The 18556-nt window shown below is 67.3% G+C and carries 16 protein-coding genes; 7 read left to right on the forward strand and 9 right to left on the reverse strand.

The genetic code is table 11. From position 1 onward, the window contains the following. Positions 1–81: 81 nt before the first annotated feature. Together AC0IYU_RS15465 and arr are read right to left on the reverse strand one after the other, a co-directional pair. Positions 82–1278 (reverse strand): GGDEF domain-containing protein, encoded by a 1197-nt coding sequence (locus AC0IYU_RS15465; protein WP_472118393.1) that lies wholly within the window; start codon positions 1276–1278, stop codon positions 82–84. A gap of 220 nt (positions 1279–1498) precedes the next feature. Continuing rightward, positions 1499–1894 carry an NAD(+)--rifampin ADP-ribosyltransferase gene (arr, locus tag AC0IYU_RS15470; protein WP_435485841.1) on the reverse strand — a complete coding sequence of 132 codons (396 nt, stop codon included), beginning with the start codon at positions 1892–1894 and terminating at the stop codon, positions 1499–1501. Between the two features lie 131 nt (positions 1895–2025). Here arr and AC0IYU_RS15475 point away from each other — a divergent pair, with 131 nt between their 5' ends. Then, the gene (locus AC0IYU_RS15475; protein ID WP_472118396.1) at positions 2026–3411 is read left to right on the forward strand and encodes an MFS transporter; all 1386 of its coding nucleotides are present in this window, start codon (positions 2026–2028) and stop codon (positions 3409–3411) included. Positions 3412–3468: 57 nt separating this feature from the next. Here AC0IYU_RS15475 and AC0IYU_RS15480 read toward each other — a convergent pair whose 3' ends face one another. The 5 genes from AC0IYU_RS15480 to AC0IYU_RS15500 all read right to left on the reverse strand — a co-directional run bounded on the left by AC0IYU_RS15480 (position 3469) and on the right by AC0IYU_RS15500 (position 9641). After that, on the reverse strand, positions 3469–5199 hold the full coding sequence (locus AC0IYU_RS15480; protein WP_472118399.1) for an OPT/YSL family transporter: 1731 nt from the start codon (positions 5197–5199) through the stop codon (positions 3469–3471). A gap of 47 nt (positions 5200–5246) precedes the next feature. Next, complete coding sequence (locus AC0IYU_RS15485; RefSeq protein WP_472118402.1) at positions 5247–7277, reverse strand: sensor histidine kinase; 2031 nt, start codon at positions 7275–7277, stop codon at positions 5247–5249. 93 nt (positions 7278–7370) lie between these two features. Beyond that, entirely contained in the window at positions 7371–8090 is a 720-nt protein-coding gene (locus AC0IYU_RS15490; protein ID WP_472118405.1) for an SDR family NAD(P)-dependent oxidoreductase, read from the reverse strand. Positions 8091–8300: 210 nt separating this feature from the next. Continuing rightward, positions 8301–8879, reverse strand: a complete 579-nt coding sequence (locus AC0IYU_RS15495; protein WP_472118408.1) for a GrpB family protein — start codon at positions 8877–8879, stop codon at positions 8301–8303. Between the two features lie 12 nt (positions 8880–8891). Beyond that, positions 8892–9641: a molybdate ABC transporter substrate-binding protein gene (locus AC0IYU_RS15500; protein WP_472118411.1), complete on the reverse strand. Its 750-nt coding sequence runs from the start codon at positions 9639–9641 to the stop codon at positions 8892–8894. 102 nt (positions 9642–9743) lie between these two features. Between AC0IYU_RS15500 and AC0IYU_RS15505 the strand changes: the two genes are divergently transcribed. Both AC0IYU_RS15505 and AC0IYU_RS15510 read left to right on the forward strand, forming a co-directional pair. Then, a complete protein-coding gene (locus AC0IYU_RS15505) occupies positions 9744–10190 on the forward strand; it encodes a hypothetical protein (protein ID WP_472118414.1) in 447 nt (148 codons plus the stop codon). Positions 10191–10234: 44 nt separating this feature from the next. Further along, entirely contained in the window at positions 10235–11188 is a 954-nt protein-coding gene (locus tag AC0IYU_RS15510; protein ID WP_472118417.1) for a phosphate acetyltransferase, read from the forward strand. A gap of 16 nt (positions 11189–11204) precedes the next feature. Here AC0IYU_RS15510 and AC0IYU_RS15515 read toward each other — a convergent pair whose 3' ends face one another. Further along, positions 11205–12671, reverse strand: coding sequence for an NAD-dependent succinate-semialdehyde dehydrogenase (locus AC0IYU_RS15515; protein WP_472118420.1), 1467 nt, complete (start codon positions 12669–12671; stop codon positions 11205–11207). A gap of 14 nt (positions 12672–12685) precedes the next feature. Continuing rightward, a complete protein-coding gene (locus AC0IYU_RS15520; protein WP_472118422.1) occupies positions 12686–13954 on the reverse strand; it encodes a 4-aminobutyrate--2-oxoglutarate transaminase in 1269 nt (422 codons plus the stop codon). Between the two features lie 119 nt (positions 13955–14073). Between AC0IYU_RS15520 and pdxR the strand changes: the two genes are divergently transcribed. The 4 genes from pdxR to AC0IYU_RS15540 all read left to right on the forward strand — a co-directional run bounded on the left by pdxR (position 14074) and on the right by AC0IYU_RS15540 (position 18433). After that, complete coding sequence (gene pdxR, locus AC0IYU_RS15525; RefSeq protein WP_472118425.1) at positions 14074–15591, forward strand: MocR-like pyridoxine biosynthesis transcription factor PdxR; 1518 nt, start codon at positions 14074–14076, stop codon at positions 15589–15591. Beyond that, the gene (locus AC0IYU_RS15530) at positions 15581–16177 is read left to right on the forward strand and encodes a DNA-3-methyladenine glycosylase (RefSeq protein WP_472118428.1); all 597 of its coding nucleotides are present in this window, start codon (positions 15581–15583) and stop codon (positions 16175–16177) included. Before pdxR ends, AC0IYU_RS15530 begins: the two co-directional genes overlap by 11 nt. Before the next feature lie 431 nt (positions 16178–16608). Then, positions 16609–16878 carry a hypothetical protein gene (locus AC0IYU_RS15535; RefSeq protein ID WP_472118431.1) on the forward strand — a complete coding sequence of 90 codons (270 nt, stop codon included), beginning with the start codon at positions 16609–16611 and terminating at the stop codon, positions 16876–16878. A gap of 502 nt (positions 16879–17380) precedes the next feature. Continuing rightward, positions 17381–18433 carry a hypothetical protein gene (locus AC0IYU_RS15540; RefSeq protein WP_472118433.1) on the forward strand — a complete coding sequence of 351 codons (1053 nt, stop codon included), beginning with the start codon at positions 17381–17383 and terminating at the stop codon, positions 18431–18433. Positions 18434–18556: the final 123 nt, after the last annotated feature.

An 18556-nucleotide genomic window follows, 5' to 3' on the forward strand; every position in this document is an offset into this window, starting at 1 on the left:
TTGCTCTAAGCGGTCGCCCGCATCTCCAATTTAATTGCCGACCTTGTCACGTTGCCAAACTCTCCAAACGCGACCCACTCCCTACGGGACGTGAATCGATGCGGGGACATCGCAGAAGGTGGCTCCCGCAAGTTCGACCCGGTTGCGCCCGGCGGCTTTGCCATGGTAGAGGGCCGCGTCGGCTTCTTTCAGGGCATTTCCCAGAGCATCTGCCCCCGTGAAGGCGTGCGAAATCCCGATCGTGATCGTGCATTTCAGCGGGGGGTCGATCCCATGGACAACAGTTGTCGAATTTTCGATGGCCGAGCGCAAGCGCTCCGCCAAGTGCGTGACTCCCCGAACGTCGGTGTTCATGCAGATGACAACGAACTCTTCTCCGCCGTTGCGGACCGCCAGATCGCTCCCACGAACATGGGCACGCAGTACCTCCGCCACATGGCACAGCACCTCGTCCCCAGCTTGGTGACCATAGCGGTCGTTGATGCGCTTGAAGTGGTCCACGTCGGCCATCACCACATAGGCCGAAACGGCCGTGCGCGATTTGAAATATCGTTGCAGCGCCTCCGTGAGTCCGCGGCGATTGAGCAGCTTTGTCAGGGGGTCGCGCGCGGCCAGGTTGCGCAAGTCATCGGACAAGCGGCGCAACACCAACCAGACAATCGAAGGCGGCAGCACGGTGGCCAGGAATGACATGTAGACGTAGAACACCAGCTGGAAATTTCCGCTCATGCGCAGTGAGTCCAACCCCGTGCCCAGAAGATGCACGAACTTGACGGTGTTGAGGATGCAGATGCCGCTGATCAGCAGCGCAAAAAATATCATCTCTCCGTACAGGTCCCTGGCAAATGTGAGCACGCCATAGATCACGGTGATGGTCATGACCAGGAACAGCAGCGCCGACATCCCTGAGAGCATGGCGTACCGGGCGACGGGGCCTAAGCTCCATTGCACCAGCATCTGCGCCACGACGTAGGCACCGGCAACTGCAAACAGCGGGCGCCACAACGGAACCGCTCGGCCAAAGAAGCGCATGGCACCCAGCCAATACGCCACCGGCGCAGCGAGTGTGAGCGTGTGATTGATGACGCTCATCAAACTCCAGGTGGGACCTCCTTCGGCAAATTGCAGCGCATATGCCAAACCCAGCAACAGATTGCCCGTCGCAAAGAAATCCATCCCCATCTTCTTGCCGTGCAGGCGCTTGCTGATGAGAAAGAACATCGCCGAGAAGCACAACAGGTGTGCGCACAGCATGCCAACGAGAATGGTTGCGACCATTTGATGTCGAGAGAATGAGGCGGAAGAACGGGCCCGAAGGGACTAGGTGACATCTAACTGGCGTTGAGCAGCAAGTCCCGGAAGACACTGCCAGAAAGAGGTTCGATGCTGCGGCCGATTCTGGCCGAGTTCTGCCGCACAGCGGTGACTGCGAGGGCCCCACGGCGATCAACAACCCAGCCCATTTCGGATCGCTTCCCAGCGCACTTGCCGGCGGGTGTCAGTTGATGATCTCCCCCATGCCCACGCGCACACGCTCCCTGAGTTGCCGTACGTACTCCGCATCGAAGAGCTCCCAGGTGGCCAGTTCGCCGACGATCCGAAGCGGCTCCCGGCTGCGGTACGAGCGTGTGGGGTTGCCCGGAAACTTCTTGTCGGTGACGTTGGGGTCGTTCTCGAAGGCACCCGTGGGTTCGACGATGTAGACGCGGCCACGGCCTTCGCCCTTCGCCATTTCGGCGGCCAGCCCGGCGCCCTTTGGCAAGGCGGTGAAGTAGATGTGATTCATGACGACGCGGCCGTCGTAGTTCGACCGGAAGCCTGCGGTGAGCAGGTCGCCCACCTGGAGGTCCGCCCGCGTGCCGTGGTAGTAGGGGCCGGTGTCCAGTACATCCATCGCGGGTCGCTCCTCTGCGGAAAGGAAAAGCCGCGGAGTCTACCCGGGTCGATTTTCAAGCGATTGCCACACCCATACGCGGCAGCCAGCCCGCGAAGCGTCGCCTAATTCGCGTCCCGGACAATGCCCCCATGCCCCCCCGCAACCGCATCGTCCCGCTCATCGTCGCCTCCCCGCTCTTCCTGCAGAACCTCGACACCTCGGTGATGGCCACCGCCCTGCCGACCATCGCCGGCGCGCTCGACGTCAGCGTGCTGCACCTGAACCTGGCCATCACCTCCTACCTGCTGAGCCTGGCCGTGTTCCTGCCGGTGAGCGGCTGGCTGGCCGAGCGCTTCGGCGCCCGGCGGGTGTTCTGCGTGGCGGTGGCGTTCTTCTCGCTGGGCTCCACCCTGTGCGGCGCCGCGCAGACGCTGCCGCAGCTGATCGCGTTCCGCGTGCTGCAGGGGCTGGGCGGCGCGATGATGCTGCCGGTGGGCAGGCTCATCCTGCTGCGCAGCGTGCCGCCCGCGCAGATGGTGTCGGCCATGGTGTGGTTCACCGTGCCGCCCGCGTTCGGCCGGCTGGCCGGGCCGCTGTTCGGCGGCGCCATCGTCACGCTCACCTCGTGGCGGTGGATCTTTCTCGTCAACATTCCCTTCGGCCTGCTCGCCATTGCCGGGGCGCTGCGCTTCATCAACAGCGACCTGCCCGAAGACAGCGCGCCCGCGCCCTTCGACATCGAAGGCTTCGTGCTGCTGGCCGTGGGGCTCACCGCGCTGCTGGGCAGCCTGGAGATGGTGGGCAAGGCGCTGCTGCCGGTGCCGGCCATCTGGGCGCTGGCGGGCTTCGGTGCGCTGGCCTCGCTGGTGTATCACCTGCGAAGCCGCCACAAGGCCAGTCCGCTGATCGACCTGGGCATCTTGCGCTTCTCGACGTACCGCGCGTCGATCGTCGGCGGCACACCGCTGCGCATTGCCATCGGTGCCTCGCCGTTCCTGCTGCCGCTGATGCTGCAACTGGGCTTCGGGCTGTCGCCGCTGGCCTCGGGCAGCCTGACGATGGCCACGGCGCTGGGCTCGCTGGCCACGCGCACGGTCATGGCCCGGGCAATTCGCACGGTCGGGTTCCGCTCGCTGCTGGTGGGCGCCACCTGCCTCACCTGCCTTTGCTATGTGAGCTACGGCTACTTCCGTCCGACCACGCCGCATGTGCAGATCTTCATCACGCTGCTGTTCGGCGGGCTGGTGAACTCCATGGTGATGGTGTCGCTGCAAACGCTGGGCTTCTCGCAGATTCCCAAGCCCCGCATGAGCCATGCGGCCACGCTGAACAGCATGGCGCAGCAGCTGTCATTGAGCCTGGGCGTGACGCTGGGCGCCTCGCTCGTCACGCTGGCGGCGTGGTGGCACGGCAGCGGCGCCCAGCTGACGGCGGCCGATTTTTCTCCGGCCTTCGGCGTGGTGGGGGCGATGACGCTGCTGTCGCTGCTGTCGTTCACCAAGCTCTCGAAGGACGAAGGGGCGGGTTTGCGCTGACACGGTCACGCATTGCTGCGCCGCCCGCGCTCGAAAGCACGTCGGCCGGCGGCCCGTTCAGGCCAGCACCGCGAGCAAGCTCACTACCCCCAGTCCCACCGCCGCCAGCGCATCGCCGGCGATCAGGCCGCCACCGAACAGCGACGCGCCGCTCATGTCCTGCGGCGCATCGGGCCGCGCGGGCGCACGATGCGCCCACACGCTGCCTGCGACCCCGCCCGCGCCGAGCCACAGCGACGTGGGCAGGCTGACGAAGCCGCCGAAAGACAGCGCATACGGCGACGGCAAAACGATCGCGTCGAGCACGAAGCTGCGCGGACGCAGCCACTTGCGCAGCACCTCGATCGCCAGGCCCGCCGCCATGCCCACGCCGATGGCCGTGCGCTGGAACGGCAGGTCGGTGGTCAGGCTGCGCAGCACGCCGACGAACTTGTAGGTCATGGCCGAGCTCCACTCGGCCGGCTGCTGGTCGGCCTTCAGCACGGTCTGGTCCTGCAGCAGCACGGGGTAGGCGGCCATGAAGAGCTTCGCGAACACCACGGCCAGCACGGCGCCCACCACGACACCCAGCACCTGGTAGCGGAACTGCACCACGCGCGAGGTGCCCAGGCGCCAGCCGGTGGAGCGGTCTTGCTGCATGTCGCAGGCCACGCCGGTCGCCACCAGCAGCACCGCACCGGCCATCAGGCCCACGCCGGGGTCGCGCAGGCCCAGGGCGGCAAGGATGACGATGGTGACGACGAACGCCGACGAGATCGGGTTGGCGTCGCTCACGCCCACCGAGATGCCGTTGACCAGCGCGAACACGAAGACCAGCGCCACCGCCACCACAAGAAAGAACACGGGCTGCCCCAGCAGCCAGTGGCCGCAGGCCACGGTGGCGCCCGCCCAGAACACCACCCACAGCACGAGGCGCCTGCCGTCGATGCGCAGCCCCGCACCGGCGACGGGCTGCGGCGCATCGAGCGCGGCCTGGCGCCGCGCGTGCGGCAGCGCCCGCGCAAAGATGAGTGCCATGTCCACCAGGGCGGCGCCCATGATTGCGCCCAGGGCAATGAGAAACATGATCTTGCGCGGCGGGTCGCCGGCCTGGAGCCAGCCGATCGAGACGAAATACGGCTGCAGTGCCACGCCGATCAGGCCTCCCATCACCGCGGGAATGCCGATGCGCGCGCCCACCACCAGCCCCGCGCCGAAGGTCGATGCCGACAACCCGATGGCGCCCAGCCAGGGCAGGCGTGCCGCGGCCAGCCCGGTCATCAGCCCGAGACCCATGCCCCCGCCGAGCTGGCGCACCGAACGCCGCAGCAGCGCGGGGTCGGTCAGCGCCCGCAGGATGTTGGCCACCGCCAGCCCCGACGGAAACGCCAGGCGCATGCGGTCGACCAGCACCGGCGTGTAGAGCATGCCCACGCCGACGCCGAACATGCCGACGCAGGCCAGGTACAGCACCATCTGCCAGGCCGGCGGCTGCGGCAGCCCCATCCACGCCATGGCCTGCAGCAGCACGCCCAGGCCGCTCATGCTGGCGACCGAGGCGGCGGCGGTCTGGATGTAGTTGGCGCCGTGCCGCCCACTGGCGCCATAGCCCGCGGTGACGACGGAGCCGAGCAGGCCCGCCAGCACCTGGCCGCCGACGAAGAAGCCCAGCGAGAGGTTCATGTAGGCCGCGGTCACGCCGGCCAACGGCCCCAGCACGCACATGCCCACGGCCGCCAGCAGCAGGTGATAGCGCCAGCTGCCCTCGACGGGCAGCCAGCGCCAGCGCGGGCCTTGGGGTGAATCCATGGGCGAGATGATCTCGCAGTCTGCGAGCTTGGGCGGAAGACGGCTCGCTAAGCCGCAGTCGGCGCCTGCCCGCGCAGCGCGGGCTGATCGGCGTCGGGCTTGCGCTGAAGCGGCAGCCACAGCGTGAAGCGCGTTCCACCGAGGCCGGATTCCCAGCTCACCGCGCCGCCGATGGCCTGCGCGCGCCGCTGCTGGTTGCGAAGGCCCCGGCCGCCGCGCTGAAGGGCGTGGTCCACCGCGAAGCCCGCGCCGTTGTCCTCGATCACCACCGACACGCCCTGGCCGTCCGCGGCGGTGCTGAAGCCGATGGTCGTGGCCCTCGTGTGGCGCAGCACGTTGGCCACGCACTCCTGCATGATCCGCAAAATGTGCAGCGCGCTGCTCGGGTCCAGCCAGGGCAGCGCGGGCACGGGCTGCACCTCCCAGCGCAGCGCCACGCCGGCGCTCTCGATGCGCGGCGCCAGGCGAAAGCGCAGCGTGGCCAACAGCAGCAGCAGGTCGGCGTCCAGGCTTTCCATGGAGTCGATGGCCAGCTTCAGGTCGTCCATGCAGCCCTTGAGCACGCCGGACACCTCCGCGTCGTTCATGGCGCCCTGCTCCACCGAACGGATGGCGCTGATGAGCGACGAGCCCAGCCCATCGTGCATGTCCTGCATCAGGCGCCGGCGCTCGGCACCGAGCATCTGCTCGTTCTCGATCACGCGCAGCCGCAGGTAGCTTTGCTCCAGCTCGGCTTCGCGCGCCTGCAGGCGTTGCGCCAGGCCGGTGTTCAGGCGACCCACCTCGGCGAACGCGTCGGTGTACCGCTGGAACATGATGTACGAGAAGATGAAGAACAGGCCGATGATGGCGTAGGGTGACGTGTACACACTCTCCGGGCTGACCAGGTTGTTCTGCAGCAGCCCGTCGTACGAGGTGAAGACCACGGTGAAGAAGGCCCAGCCCGCCACCAGCCGCCCTTCGGGAAACTTCGAGCGCAAGGCCTTGCGCAGGTTCACCGAGAAGATCAGCACCGCCACCGGCAGCACCACCAGGTTGAGCAGCGGCGTGAACAGGTAGAGGCTGGCAACCGACCTGGACACATGCGGCAGCGTGCCAATATTGCACACCACGGCCAGGGCCACCGACGAACGGGTCAGCCACACCGAGGGCTGCCGGTGCAGGCGCTGCAGAAACAGGTGGATGAGAATGATCAACCACAGCATGGAAGCCACGGTCATCCATTCGAACCACTCGTCGGAAATGGGCAGGTAGTCGCCGCTCACGAAGTAGTGAAGCATGCGCACGAAGGCCAGCGCCGAGATGGCCGAGAACAGCAGGTAGAGCGATTCGCGCCGCTTGCCCGCCCACACCGCGAACGCGAACGCACCGACCGCCAGGAACGCGGCGCTGCCCATGAAGGGCAATTGCACCTGCAGCAGCTGGCGCGCCTGGTAGCGCCAGTTCAGCGCATCCTGGTCGCCCACCCAAACGGTCGAAAAACCGCTGCCGCTGCTGCGCAGCCGGTTCACGCGGATGAGCACGGTGGTGGGCGCCGGCGTGTGGGCCGCCGCGTTCAGCGGCAGCAGCAGCGGATGGTTGTAGCCGTTGTGCACGGGGCTGCCGTGCGACTGATACAGCAGCGCGCCGTCGCCGTACACCGCAATGTGGCCCAGGGTCTTCCAGCGCGGAAGGTAGAGCAGCAGCGGCCGCGCCGACGGCGCCAGCCCGGCCAGGTCGATGCGGTACCAGTCGGTGAGGGTCTGCACGCCGCCGCTCGGTGTGGGCACCAGCTCGCGCGCAGCCGTATGCGGCAGGCTGATCGCCTTCCATCCTTCGCTCGGCAGCCCGGCGTCTTCGCTGCGCCGCTCGGGGGCCGAGTAGCCCGTGCCGGGAACCGACAGCAGTTCGGCCCGGGTGATGTGGACCGCACCGTCGCGCTGCAGTTGCGCATCCGCTGTCGCCGATTGGCTGGCGGCCATGCAAGACAAGGCAATCAACGGCAGGGCCAGCCACAGCTTCGCGGTCCAGCCGCCGAGCCACCGGGAGTGCTTGCTGGGTAGCTTCACGGCGGCGGAAGAAGACCGGGGTGAGGGCATGGTGCGATCGAAGTGACCAGCGGCTGGAACAGCCGGGAAGGCCGGCCATTATCCATACGCCTGAGGATGCCACCTTCGCTGCTTCGCGCGGCCTCAACTCACCATGTAGCCGCCGTCCACCGGCAGGATCACGCCGGTCATGAACGATGCGGCCGGCGTGCACAGGAACACGGCCGCGCGTGCCACATCGTCGGGCGTGCCCCAGCGGCCCATGGGCGTGCGCGCCAGGATGGGGCCGGCGCGCGCCGCGTCGTCCTGCAGCGCCTGGGTCATGGGCGTGGCGATCCAGCCCGGCGCCACCGCGTTCACGCGGATGCCGTCCGCCGCGTAGGCGATGGCCAGGGACTTGGTGAGCTGCGCCACCCCGCCCTTGCTGGCCGCATAGGCCGGCACCAGGCCGCCGCCGAAAAAGCTCAGCATCGACGCCGTGTTGACGATGCAGCCCTTGCTGGCCTTCAGCCGCTCTCGCGTGGCGCCGCACACGCGCATGGTGCCGGTGAGGTTCACGGCGAGCACTTTCTCGAACACCTCGATGTCGTGCTCGGCGCCGCGCTGCAGGATGCCCGCGCAGTTGAAGACGATGTCGAGCCGTTCGATGTCGGCCAGCGCCGCGTCGAGGCCGGCGCCCGAGCCGATGTCGGCCTGCCTGAGCTCGACCGCCGCATCGAGCGTGCCGTCGCCGCCGCTGCGCCCCAGCGCCGTGACCTGCGCACCGAGCGCGGCCAAGTGGTTGGCGATGACGGCGCCGATGCCCTGCGTTCCGCCGGCCACGAGTGCGCGCTTGCCGTTGAAGAGTCCGGGCTGGTAGGTCATGGTGGGAGTGTTGCCTTGGGAGAGTGGAGAGGGATGTGCGTGCGCAGTGTAGACAAGCACCCGCCCGCCACGGGCCTCCACAAAATCTCCCAATTCGGTCGCCATCATTCCCCTGTCCGCTTGATTCCTCCGGCGGACACCTCCCTCCACAGGCCCTTTGCGAGATCGGGGCCATTCAGCCCGCCTTCGTGCGGGCTGTTTTTTTTGGGGTCAGCGGGACGCCTGAATCTGCCTGATGACAGCTTCCTTCTCGCGGTTGTAGACCTGCGGGTTCGCCGGATCGATGGCGTGCGCGCGATCCTTGGCACGCTCGTATCTCTCTCGCAGGTCGGGCCTGCGCCGCAGGATGTCGATGAAGGCCAGCGAATCGACGTGCACCGGATCTCCCCGATGGCAGATGTGCACGTTCACGTTGTAGGTCTGTCCTTCGTGCCGCACGCTGCCGCACACATAGGGCTTCTCGTCCTTGTCGACCCACACCGGGCGCCGGTGGAAGCCCAGGCGCTCGAACGCGGCCTGCTCTTCGCGCAGGTCCGAACGACCCGAAAGGGCCGCGATGTCGACCATCGGCTTGCCCCTCAAGCCATCGATGGCCGTGCTTCCGATGTGCACGAGCTCGACGCCGTCGATGCCCTGCGCAACAAAGGCGAGCACCTGCCGGAACACCTCGGCGTACGCGGGGTTGAAAGGGACGATGTGACGGTGCCGCAGGTCCTCGTCGAAAGCCTCGATGTGCATGGCCGGCTCCTTCTCGTGAATGCCCGATCCCGGCCGACTGTAGCCGGGCATGGGCGGGGCGCGTCAGGGCGCCTCCATGCCCTTCTGCACCAGCACCGCACGCCCCTCGGCGCTGCCCAGCAGCGCCAGGAAGGCCTGCGCGGCCGACGGGTCGCGTGCGGCCGAGCCCACCGCGCCCGCGTACACGGTGTAGTTCTGCACCTCCGCCGGAATCGGCCCGACCAGCGTGGCGCCCGGCACGGCCAGGATCTCGCTGACCTGGTGCACCGCGATGTCGGCCTCGCCGTTCACCACGCGTTGCGCCACCAGCCCGCCGGGCACCAGCACCGCCTTGGCCTGGATCTGCGGCGCGATGCCCATCTTCACGAACAGCTGCGACAGGTACACGCCGCTGGAGCCGCCCGCGGCCGGGTCGATGTAGGCGACCGCGCGTGCGTCGAGCAGCGCCTGCCTGAAGCTGGCCACATTGGAGATGTCCGGCGCGGGCGCACCCTGCTTCACCGCCACGCCGATGGCCACGCGCGCGAGCCGCGCGGCGCTGCCGGCCGCCACCTTGCCCGACGCACCCAGCTGCTCGATGGCGGCCGGCGTGAGCACCACCAGGTCGAAGGCCTCGCCGTTGCCGATGCGCTTTTGCAGCGCGCCGGTGGTGTCGTTGTCGATGCTGAGCTTGTGACCCGTGCGCTGTTCGAACACCGGGGCCAGCGCCACCACCACGGGCTTGAAGGCACCAGCGGTCAGCACCTTCAGCTCGGCCGCCAGGGCGCCGGTGCACAGGGTCAGGAGCGCGAGGGTCAGGGTGAGTTTTTTCATGTGTTGCCTTGAAGGAAGAGTGCAGCCGCCACCGGCCGAAGTCTCGCATTGCCGTTGCGATGCAATGACCCTGCCGCACTGTATCGACTAAGCTTTGCCGCCATGCAGTTCCCGTTCCCGCCCAAGAACCGATGGCTGTGCGCAGCCGTCCTGACGATGGCATGTCTCCAGAACGCGCTTGCGGCCGACGAAGAGTCGGTGCGTGAACTCGCCGAGACTTCCCAGCACATGCTCAACGAACTGGCCAGCCAGGTGACCGACCTGCGGGCCATGGCCGAGCGCAAGACCTTCAACACCGTCACCAAGACGCTGGAAAAGCAGGTTGGCCAATGGCCCACCGAGACCGACGCCACCGAGAAATACCGGCCATGCAAGAACGCGCTCGAACGCGCGCTCGACGTGGCGCGGCTCACGCACGCCAAGGCCACCGGCACCAAGGCCGCCACGCCGGCCGAAGAAAAGGCGTGGCTGCAGGAACACGCGAAGCTGACCGACAAGCGCACCGTCTGCGAGCGTGTGCTGCGGCATCCGCTGATCCGGGCGTCCTGACCCCCACGCTCGCGCCGCTTCTTCTTCCACTTTCCGGAGCCCGCATGGCGTCTTCATCCACCGCCGCACACCCCCACTACGACCGCCTGATCGCCGCGGCGCGCACCCTGCCCCCGCTGCGCGTGGCCGTGGTGCATCCGGTGAACGACGTGTCGCTCGAAGCGGTGCTGTCTTCCGTGCGGCTGGGCCTGATTGCGCCGGTGCTCGTCGGCCCGCGCGAACGCATCCAGGCCGCGGCGGCGGCCATCGGCGCCGACCTGTCGGCCTTCGACATCGTGGACGCACCGCACAGCCATGCGGCCGCCGATGCCGCCGTGGCCATGGCCCTGCGCGGCGAGGTCGACGCGCTGATGAAGGGCAGCCTGCACACCGACGAGCTCATGGGCGCGGTGGTGCGCCGCGAAGGCGGCCTGCGCACCTCGCGGCGCATCAGCCACTGCTTCGTGATGGACGTGCCGGGCCACTCGCAGCCGCTGGTCATTTCGGATGCGGCGATCAACATCGCGCCCACGCTCGAGGAGAAGGTCGACATCGTGCAGAACGCGATCGACCTTGCGCATGCGCTGCACATGCCTGCCGTGCGGGTGGCGATTCTGTCGGCCACGGAAACCGTCAACCCCAAGGTGCCCTCCACGCTGGACGCCGCCGCGCTGTGCAAGATGGCCGACCGCGGCCAGATCACCGGCGCGCAGCTCGACGGCCCGCTGGCCATGGACAACGCCATCGACCCCGAGGCCGCGCGCATCAAGGGCATCGTGTCGCCGGTGGCCGGCCGCGCCAACGTGCTCATCGTGCCCGACCTCGACGCGGGCAACATGCTCGCCAAGAGCCTCACCTTCCTGGGCGGCGCCTACGCCGCGGGCATCGTGCTGGGCACGAAGGTGCCGGTGATCCTCACGAGCCGCGCCGATTCGGAATCGGCACGGCTCGCCTCGTGCGCGGTCGCGTCCATGCTGGCGAAGGCCGGGCGCGAGCGGCTCATCAAGGCCGTCGGCTGACGGCCTTGCGAATTCATCAGTCCTGCAGGCAGAGGTACTTGAGCTCCAGGTAGTCCTCGATGCCGTGGCGCGAGCCTTCGCGGCCGAGCCCCGACTGCTTCACGCCGCCGAAGGGCGCGACCTCGTTGGAGATGAGCCCGGTGTTGATGCCGACCATGCCCGTCTCCAGCTGCTCGCCCACGCGCCAGATGCGGCGGCGGTCTTCGGTGAACACATAGGCCGCGAGGCCGAACACCGTGTCGTTGGCCATCGCGATGGCTTCTTCTTCGGTGTCGAAGCGAAACAGCGGCGCCAGCGGACCGAAGGTTTCCTCGCGCGCCACGCGCATGCGCTGCGTCACGCCGGTGAGCACAGTGGGCTCGAAGAAGGTGCCGCCCATCACGTGCGGCTTGCCGCCGGTGCGCAGCTGCGCGCCCTGCGAGAGCGCGTCGTCGATGTGCTCGCGCACCTTGGCCACGGCGCGCGCATCGATCAGCGGGCCCTGCGCCACGCCGGCTTCCAGCCCGTTGCCCACCTGCATCGCTTCCACCGCCTGCACCAGCCGCTGCGAGAGCGCGTCGTAGATGCCCGACTGCACGTAGATGCGGTTCGCGCACACGCAGGTCTGGCCGGCGTTGCGGAACTTGGAGGCGACGATGCCCTCGACCGCGCGCTCCAGGTCGGCGTCGTCGAACACGATCAGCGGCGCATTGCCGCCGAGTTCGAGCGACAGCTTCTTGATGGTCGGCGCGCACTGCTGCATCAGCAGGCGGCCCACGCCGGTGGAGCCGGTGAAGCTGAGCTTGCGCACGGTGTCGCTCTCGCACAGCGCGGCACCGATGGCCGGCGCGTCACCGGTCACGATCTGCAGCACGCCCGGCGGCAGCCCGGCCTCGAGCCCCAGCACGCCGAGCGCAAAGGCGCTCAGCGGCGTGAGCTCGGCCGGCTTCACGACGATGGTGCAGCCCGCGGCCAGCGCGGGGGCGACCTTGCGCGTGATCATCGCGGCCGGAAAATTCCACGGCGTGATGGCGGCGCACACACCGATGGGCTGCTTGAGCACCACGATGCGCTGGCCAGCGCGCTGAGGTTGCAGCACCTCGCCGTCGACCCGCTTGGCTTCTTCGGCGAACCATTCGATGAACGAGGCGGCGTACGCAATTTCGCCGCGCGCTTCGGCCAGCGGCTTGCCCTGCTCCAGCGTCATGAGGCGGCCCAGGTCGTCCTGGTGCGCGAGCATCAGGTCGGCCCAGCGGCGCAGCACCTGGGCGCGTTCGCGCGCGGTGCGTGCGCGCCACGCGGGCAGCGCGGCGGCGGCGCCGGCAATGGCGCGCTCGGTCTCGGCGCGGCCCATGCGGGGCACGTCGGCAATGTGCCGGCCCGTGGCGGGGTCGGTCACGGCGAGCGTGGCGCCGCTGTCGGCGGCGGTCCATTCGCCGTCGATGAGGCAGGCGGGCTTCAGCAGGTCGGGGCGCTTCAGGCCCAGGGCGTGGGTGTTGTTCATTGCAGTGATCCCGCTCATGCCTTCAGTGCGCCGTCGATGATGCCCAGCGCGCGCTCGAACAGCGCATCGGGAATGGTCAGCGGGTACAGGAAGCGGATCACGTTGCCGTACATGCCGCAGCTCAGCAGCAGCAGGCCCTGCTCCATCGCCTTGGCCTGCACGCGCTTCACGGCTTCGGCGTCGGGCGCGCCGGTGGCGGGGTCGCACAGCTCGATGGCAACCATCGAGCCCTGCGCACGCACTTCGGCGATGGCCTGGTTCGACTCCTTCGCGTCAAGCAGCCGCGACACCAGGCGCGAGCCCAGCTCGGCGGCGCGGTCGCACAGCTTCTCGGCTTCGATCACGTCGAGCACCGCGTGCGCGGAGGCCACGGCCAGCGGGTTGCCCGCGTAGGTGCCGCCCAGGCCGCCCGGTGCGGGCGCGTCCATGATGTGCGCACGGCCCGACACCGCCGACAGCGGCATGCCGCCCGCCAGGCTCTTGGCCAGCGTGACGAGGTCGGGCTCCACGCCATGGTGCTGCATGGAGAACAGCTTGCCGGTGCGCGCGAAGCCGCTCTGCACCTCGTCGGCGATGAACACGATGCCGTGCTCGTCGCACAGCGCGCGCAGGCCCTGCATCAGCTGGGTGGGCGCGACGTTGAAACCGCCCTCGCCCTGCACCGGCTCGATGACGATCGCGGCCACGCGCTTCGGGTCGATGTCGGTCTTGAACAGGCGCGCCAGCGCGGCCAGCGAGTCCGCCGCGCTCACGCCCTGCAGCCCGCTCGGAAACGGCACATGGAACACGTCGGCCGGGAACGGGCCGAAGCCCAGCTTGTACGGGGCGACCTTGCCCGTCATGGCCAGCGTCATGAGCGTGCGGCCGTGGAAGCCGCCGCCGAAGGCCACCACGCCGGCGCGGCCCGTGTGGGCGCGCGCGATCTTCACGGCGTTTTCGAGCGCCTCGGCGCCGGTGGTGAAGAAGGCGGTCTTGACCGGGCCCGCAATGGGCACCAGCGCGTTCAGGCGCTCGGCCAGCGAGATCACGCTTTCGTAGGGAACGATCTGGTAGGCGGTGTGCGTGAAGTTCGCCAGCTGCGCCTGGATGGCGGCGACCAGCTTCGGGTGGCGGTGGCCGGTGTTGAGCACCGCGATGCCGGCGGCAAAGTCGATGTACTCGCGGCCCTCCACGTCCCACAGGCTCGCGTTCTCGGCGCGCTGGGCATGAAAGTCGCACATCACGCCGACGCCGCGCGGGGTGGCGGCAAGGCGGCGGGTCTTGAGTTCGCTGTTGGTGGTCATGGAGGCTCGCTTGAAAAAGAAGGGGGTGGTGATCGCTCGGAAGATCTGATTGAATCCCCTATTGGCCCCACCGAAAAGATCCACTTTTGCTACAACGCATGGGGCCAATTGAAAACCGCATGAAATCCATCTGTGCCGACCTCGTGCTGCAGCGCCTGGCCCCCGACGCGGCCACCGCGGCGACGGCGCTGAACCGCCAGCTCTACGACTGCCTGCGCGAGGCCATCCTCGACGGCAGCCTGCCGCCTTCGAGCCCCCTGCCCGCCTCGCGCGACCTGGCGCGCGAGACCGCCATGTCGCGCAACACCGTACTGCACGCCTATGCCCAGCTGCAGGCCGAGGGCTATGTGCATTCGCGCGTGGGCAGCGGCACCTTCGTGGCCGCGACCACGCCCGAGAGCCAGCTGAGCGCCGGCCGCGCGCGCACCGTCGCGCCCGAGGCGCCCGGCACCGTGCGGCTCGCCAAGCGCGCACAGGCGCTGGTGGCCGACGCCTCCGCCGCGCCACGCCAATGGGGCGCCTTCATGCCCGGCGTGCCCGACGTGACGCAGTTCCCGCACCGCACCTTCGGACGCATCGTGTCGCGGCTGTGGCGCGCGCCCACGCCCGAGCTGCTGACCTACTCGCACGGCGGCGGGCACCCCGCGCTGCGCGAGGCCATTGCCGAGCACCTGCGCGTGGCGCGCAGCGTGCGATGCGACGCAAACCAGGTGCTGGTGACCGAGGGCGTGCACCAGGCCATCGACCTGTCGCTGCGCATGCTGGCGGACCCGCGCGACACGGTGTGGGTCGAAGAGCCCGGCTACTGGGGCTTTCACAAGGTGCTGCAGATGGACGGCACGCGCGTGCGCGCGCTGAAAGTGGAGGCCGGCGACGAAAGCCCCCAGGCCGGCTGGCCGCGCGGAGGCACGCCGCCGCGCCTGATCTTCGTGACGCCCTCGCACCAGTACCCGCTGGGTTCGGTGATGAGCCTGGCGCGCCGCCGCGCCCTGCTCGACCACGCGCGCGCCTCGGGCGGGTGGATCTTCGAGGACGACTACGACAGCGAATTCCGCTTCGCGGGCCGGCCGATTCCCTCGATGCAGGGCCTGGAGGCCGACAGCCCGGTGATCTACGTCGGCACCTTCAGCAAGACGCTGTTCCCGGGGCTGCGGGTGGGCTACATGGTGCTGCCGCGCGCGCTGGCCGCGCCCTTTCGCACCGCGCATGCCGACCTGTACCGCGAAGGCCATGCCATCACGCAGGCGGCGCTGGCCGAGCTGATCGAGCAGGGCCACTACGCGGCGCACATCCGCCGCATGCGGGTGCTCTATGCGCGAAGGCGCGCGCTGCTGGCGGGGCTCATCGCCACGCACCTGGGGCCGGCGTTTCTGCATCCGCAGGCCAGCAATGCCGGGCTTCACCTGGTGCTGCAACTGCCCGAGGGCAGCGACGACGTGGCGGTGGCGCGCGACGCCGAGGCCCAAGGCGTGCTCACGCGCCCGCTATCGCGCTACTACCGCCGAGGCGGCGCACAGCGCGGGCTGTTGCTGGGGTACGCGTGCGTGCAGGAGGCCGACATCGAGCCGGCGTTTCGCGTGCTGCTGGGCTGCCTGCAGCGCGCCGGCGCGGCTACCATTCGCGCGCATGTCTCCTGATGCCCTGCTCCCCGTCGCTGGATCGATCGGCTTCGAAGGCCCGTCGCTCGAGGTGGCGCGCCGCCTGATCGGCGTGACCCTGCTGATCGACGGCGTGGGCGGGCGCATCGTAGAGACCGAGGCCTACGACAGCACGGAGCCCGCCGCCCACGGCTTCGGCGGCCTGCGGCCGCGCAATGCCGCGCTGTTCGGCCCGCCGGGACGCGCCTACGTCTACCGCTCCTACGGCATTCACTGGTGCCTGAACTTTGTCTGCCGCGAGGCCGGGCACGGCGCCGGAGTGCTGATTCGCGCGCTGGAGCCCACCCACGGCATCGAGCGCATGCGAGAGCGACGCGGCCTCGACGACGTGCGGCTGCTGTGCGCAGGCCCCGGCCGGGTCGGCCAGGCGCTCGGTGTGGACCTTGGCTTCGGCGGCATGGCGCTGAACGCGCCGCCCTTCGCGCTGCTGGCGCAACCCGGCGACCACCCGCCGCTGGAGATCGCGGTCGGGCCGCGCATCGGCATCTCGAAGGCGATCGAACTGCCCTGGCGCTTCGGTGAGAAAGGCTCGCGCTACCTGAGCAAGCCGTTTCCGCGGCAGTGAACGCAGGCATGCCCGGCTCGGGTCGGGTGTGTCAGGCGGCACGCGGTGCCAGCTGCCGGATTTGTGTCTTGCGTGGAAGCAAATGTGGCGCTTCCTTGCACGGTGGCAGCAGGCCGGCGAGGCCCTTGCACGGCGTATTGCAGAAGCTGTATTTGTTCGCGCTTATCGAGACTTCGTGCCGCTCGTAACGGCTATAGCGCCGAGACGTTCTCTACAGTGAATGCCCCTGTCACTCACTACCCCAACAAGGGGACAAGGAAGGCGCTACACACACAGCACACAGATCTTTGAAGGCTGCTTGCCTCGCGGCAGGTTGTCGGTGCGAAAGCAGCGATGCAGATGCGAGGTATCAAAGGCGACGGCCGGGGTGTTACTAGCATCCCGACCGTCTAACCAAATCAGTGCAACAACCTTGGAAGGAACGCACAAAAATGGCTACCAAGACTATAGCCCGGCCACCCACGCCCGGAGCTTCCGAAGACAACGCCCAAGACTCGGCGGATCTTCTTGAAAACACCCTCTCTCAGCTCGAAGCTCTCCTGTGGGTCTGCCACGGGGAAGACATCGACTGGTTCAGCGGGGATGGGCCTCGGCAACTGGACAACTTGCTTTGGCTTGCGGCTGAACTGGCGCGGAAGGCTGGGGAGTTGTTTCAGCTGAACGAGAAGGCGCGGAAGGAGGCGCCTGCGACCGGCACCTAGCGGCCGGTCTGACGGGCTGCGAATTTCGCCGCCCGTCTATTGAGTGCGGACTGCCAGGTGCCCAGATCACTGCTAGCGTTCAATCGCCAGATGTGAGGGGCTCGGATGGTCCCGTGAGTTGTGGATACCCTGCAAGGCAACGGCGCGGCACACGCGTTTGGTCCAGCGGAACTGGCCGAAGCGGTGTGGTCTGCGGATGTTGATGCTGTCGTTGATGAAGCATTGCACGCTGAATATCTGATTGTCAAAGTCCGGCTTCCATAGCAGAAGGTGAATGACGTAGTGCTCATTCGGGGTCAGCCGCAGAGGTTGCCGAATTCGTCCTTGCCTCCCATGCTGCGAGGAATATGTGACGCGCCTCGTAATGCTGGCTTGACCATGGCTTTCGGTTCAGTGCGAGGTTGATGATGCGATCGTGAAGCTTTCGTAGTTCGACTATTTAGTTGATAGATCGATCTCTCCATGACCCTTTAAAGAACGCCGTAGGCACAATGGCGCGGCCATGATCACCACTGCTGTCGCCCAACCCGTACCCACCGTTGCTGCTCCCGCGCAGGCTGCATCAGCACCTGTGCCCGGGCCAACTGGGCCTCAAGCCGCGACGGTGCCTGTGACCCCGGCATATAACGCGATCACCGTTCAGTTACAAGATGGAAAGAAGGACAAGGACTGGTATGTCGATCCGACTTTTTGGGCAGCAGTCGTTCCAGCGATAGCGGTGCTGGTAACCATCTGGAATACAAACAAGCAGCTGAAGTTCAGCAGGAATTCCCAAGACAGGCAACTGGCCGATGACAGGGAGCGGCAGGAACGAGAGATCAAAGCCGAACATGAACGCGCGAGACTCGATCGCGTCACGAAGGCTCGGCAAGAGATTTATAGCGGCATGCTTGCGGACTATCAAAAGGTGCAAGGCTTAATCGCTAGCTTGCCCGAAAGCGACCTCGACAAGGAAATCACTTTCACTGAAATTGCGGTGATGAGCGCCAACGTGAACAAGCTGTGGGTTTGGGGCGAAACGGAGTCGGCGTATCAGGTTCGAGAGTTTTTCTCTCAGGTCAACGAAATGGCATGGCTGGCTCGTGGCAAAGCCGAAGCAATCCGAGCGCTGAAGCGCCAGTACAACCACTTAAATAATCAGTTAACTGAGTCGACGCGCGAGCGCGACAAGTCAGTGCATCAAATTCGCGAGCATGAGGCGATGGCGGAGTACCTGCACAAAGAAGAGACTTGGATTCAGCTAAACGACCTTTTGCAGCGGGACTACAAAGCGCATGAGGCGAATAGGAGCTCTGCGAGTGACCTGTTGCTTAAGGTATCAGTGCGAATCGTTGAGCGTCGCGAGGCATACCAAGAGTTTCTTATCGAAGCTCAGGATAAGTTGATGATCCAAGTTAACAAGGTCATGGCACTAGCCCGAGGCGACGTTCAGCTTGACGGCGATTTTTCGCGACTGGAGAAGCAGAGCCACGAAATGTCCGCACGGGCGCGTGCAGCCATTGTCAGCATGCGCACAGAGTACGAAGAACAAATGGAGCTTGCTCGGCTCATCTAGCAATCGAGGATGGAGGGGACATATGAGTGCCTGGGACTTTCCCTACGAGATGAACGAGCGCGTCTACAGCGCGGAAGACATAGCAGACGCGGCTGCCTGAAGCGCCTGCGCGCTCGCAAGCAC

This window comes from Variovorax sp. AC103 (genome assembly GCF_979254005.1).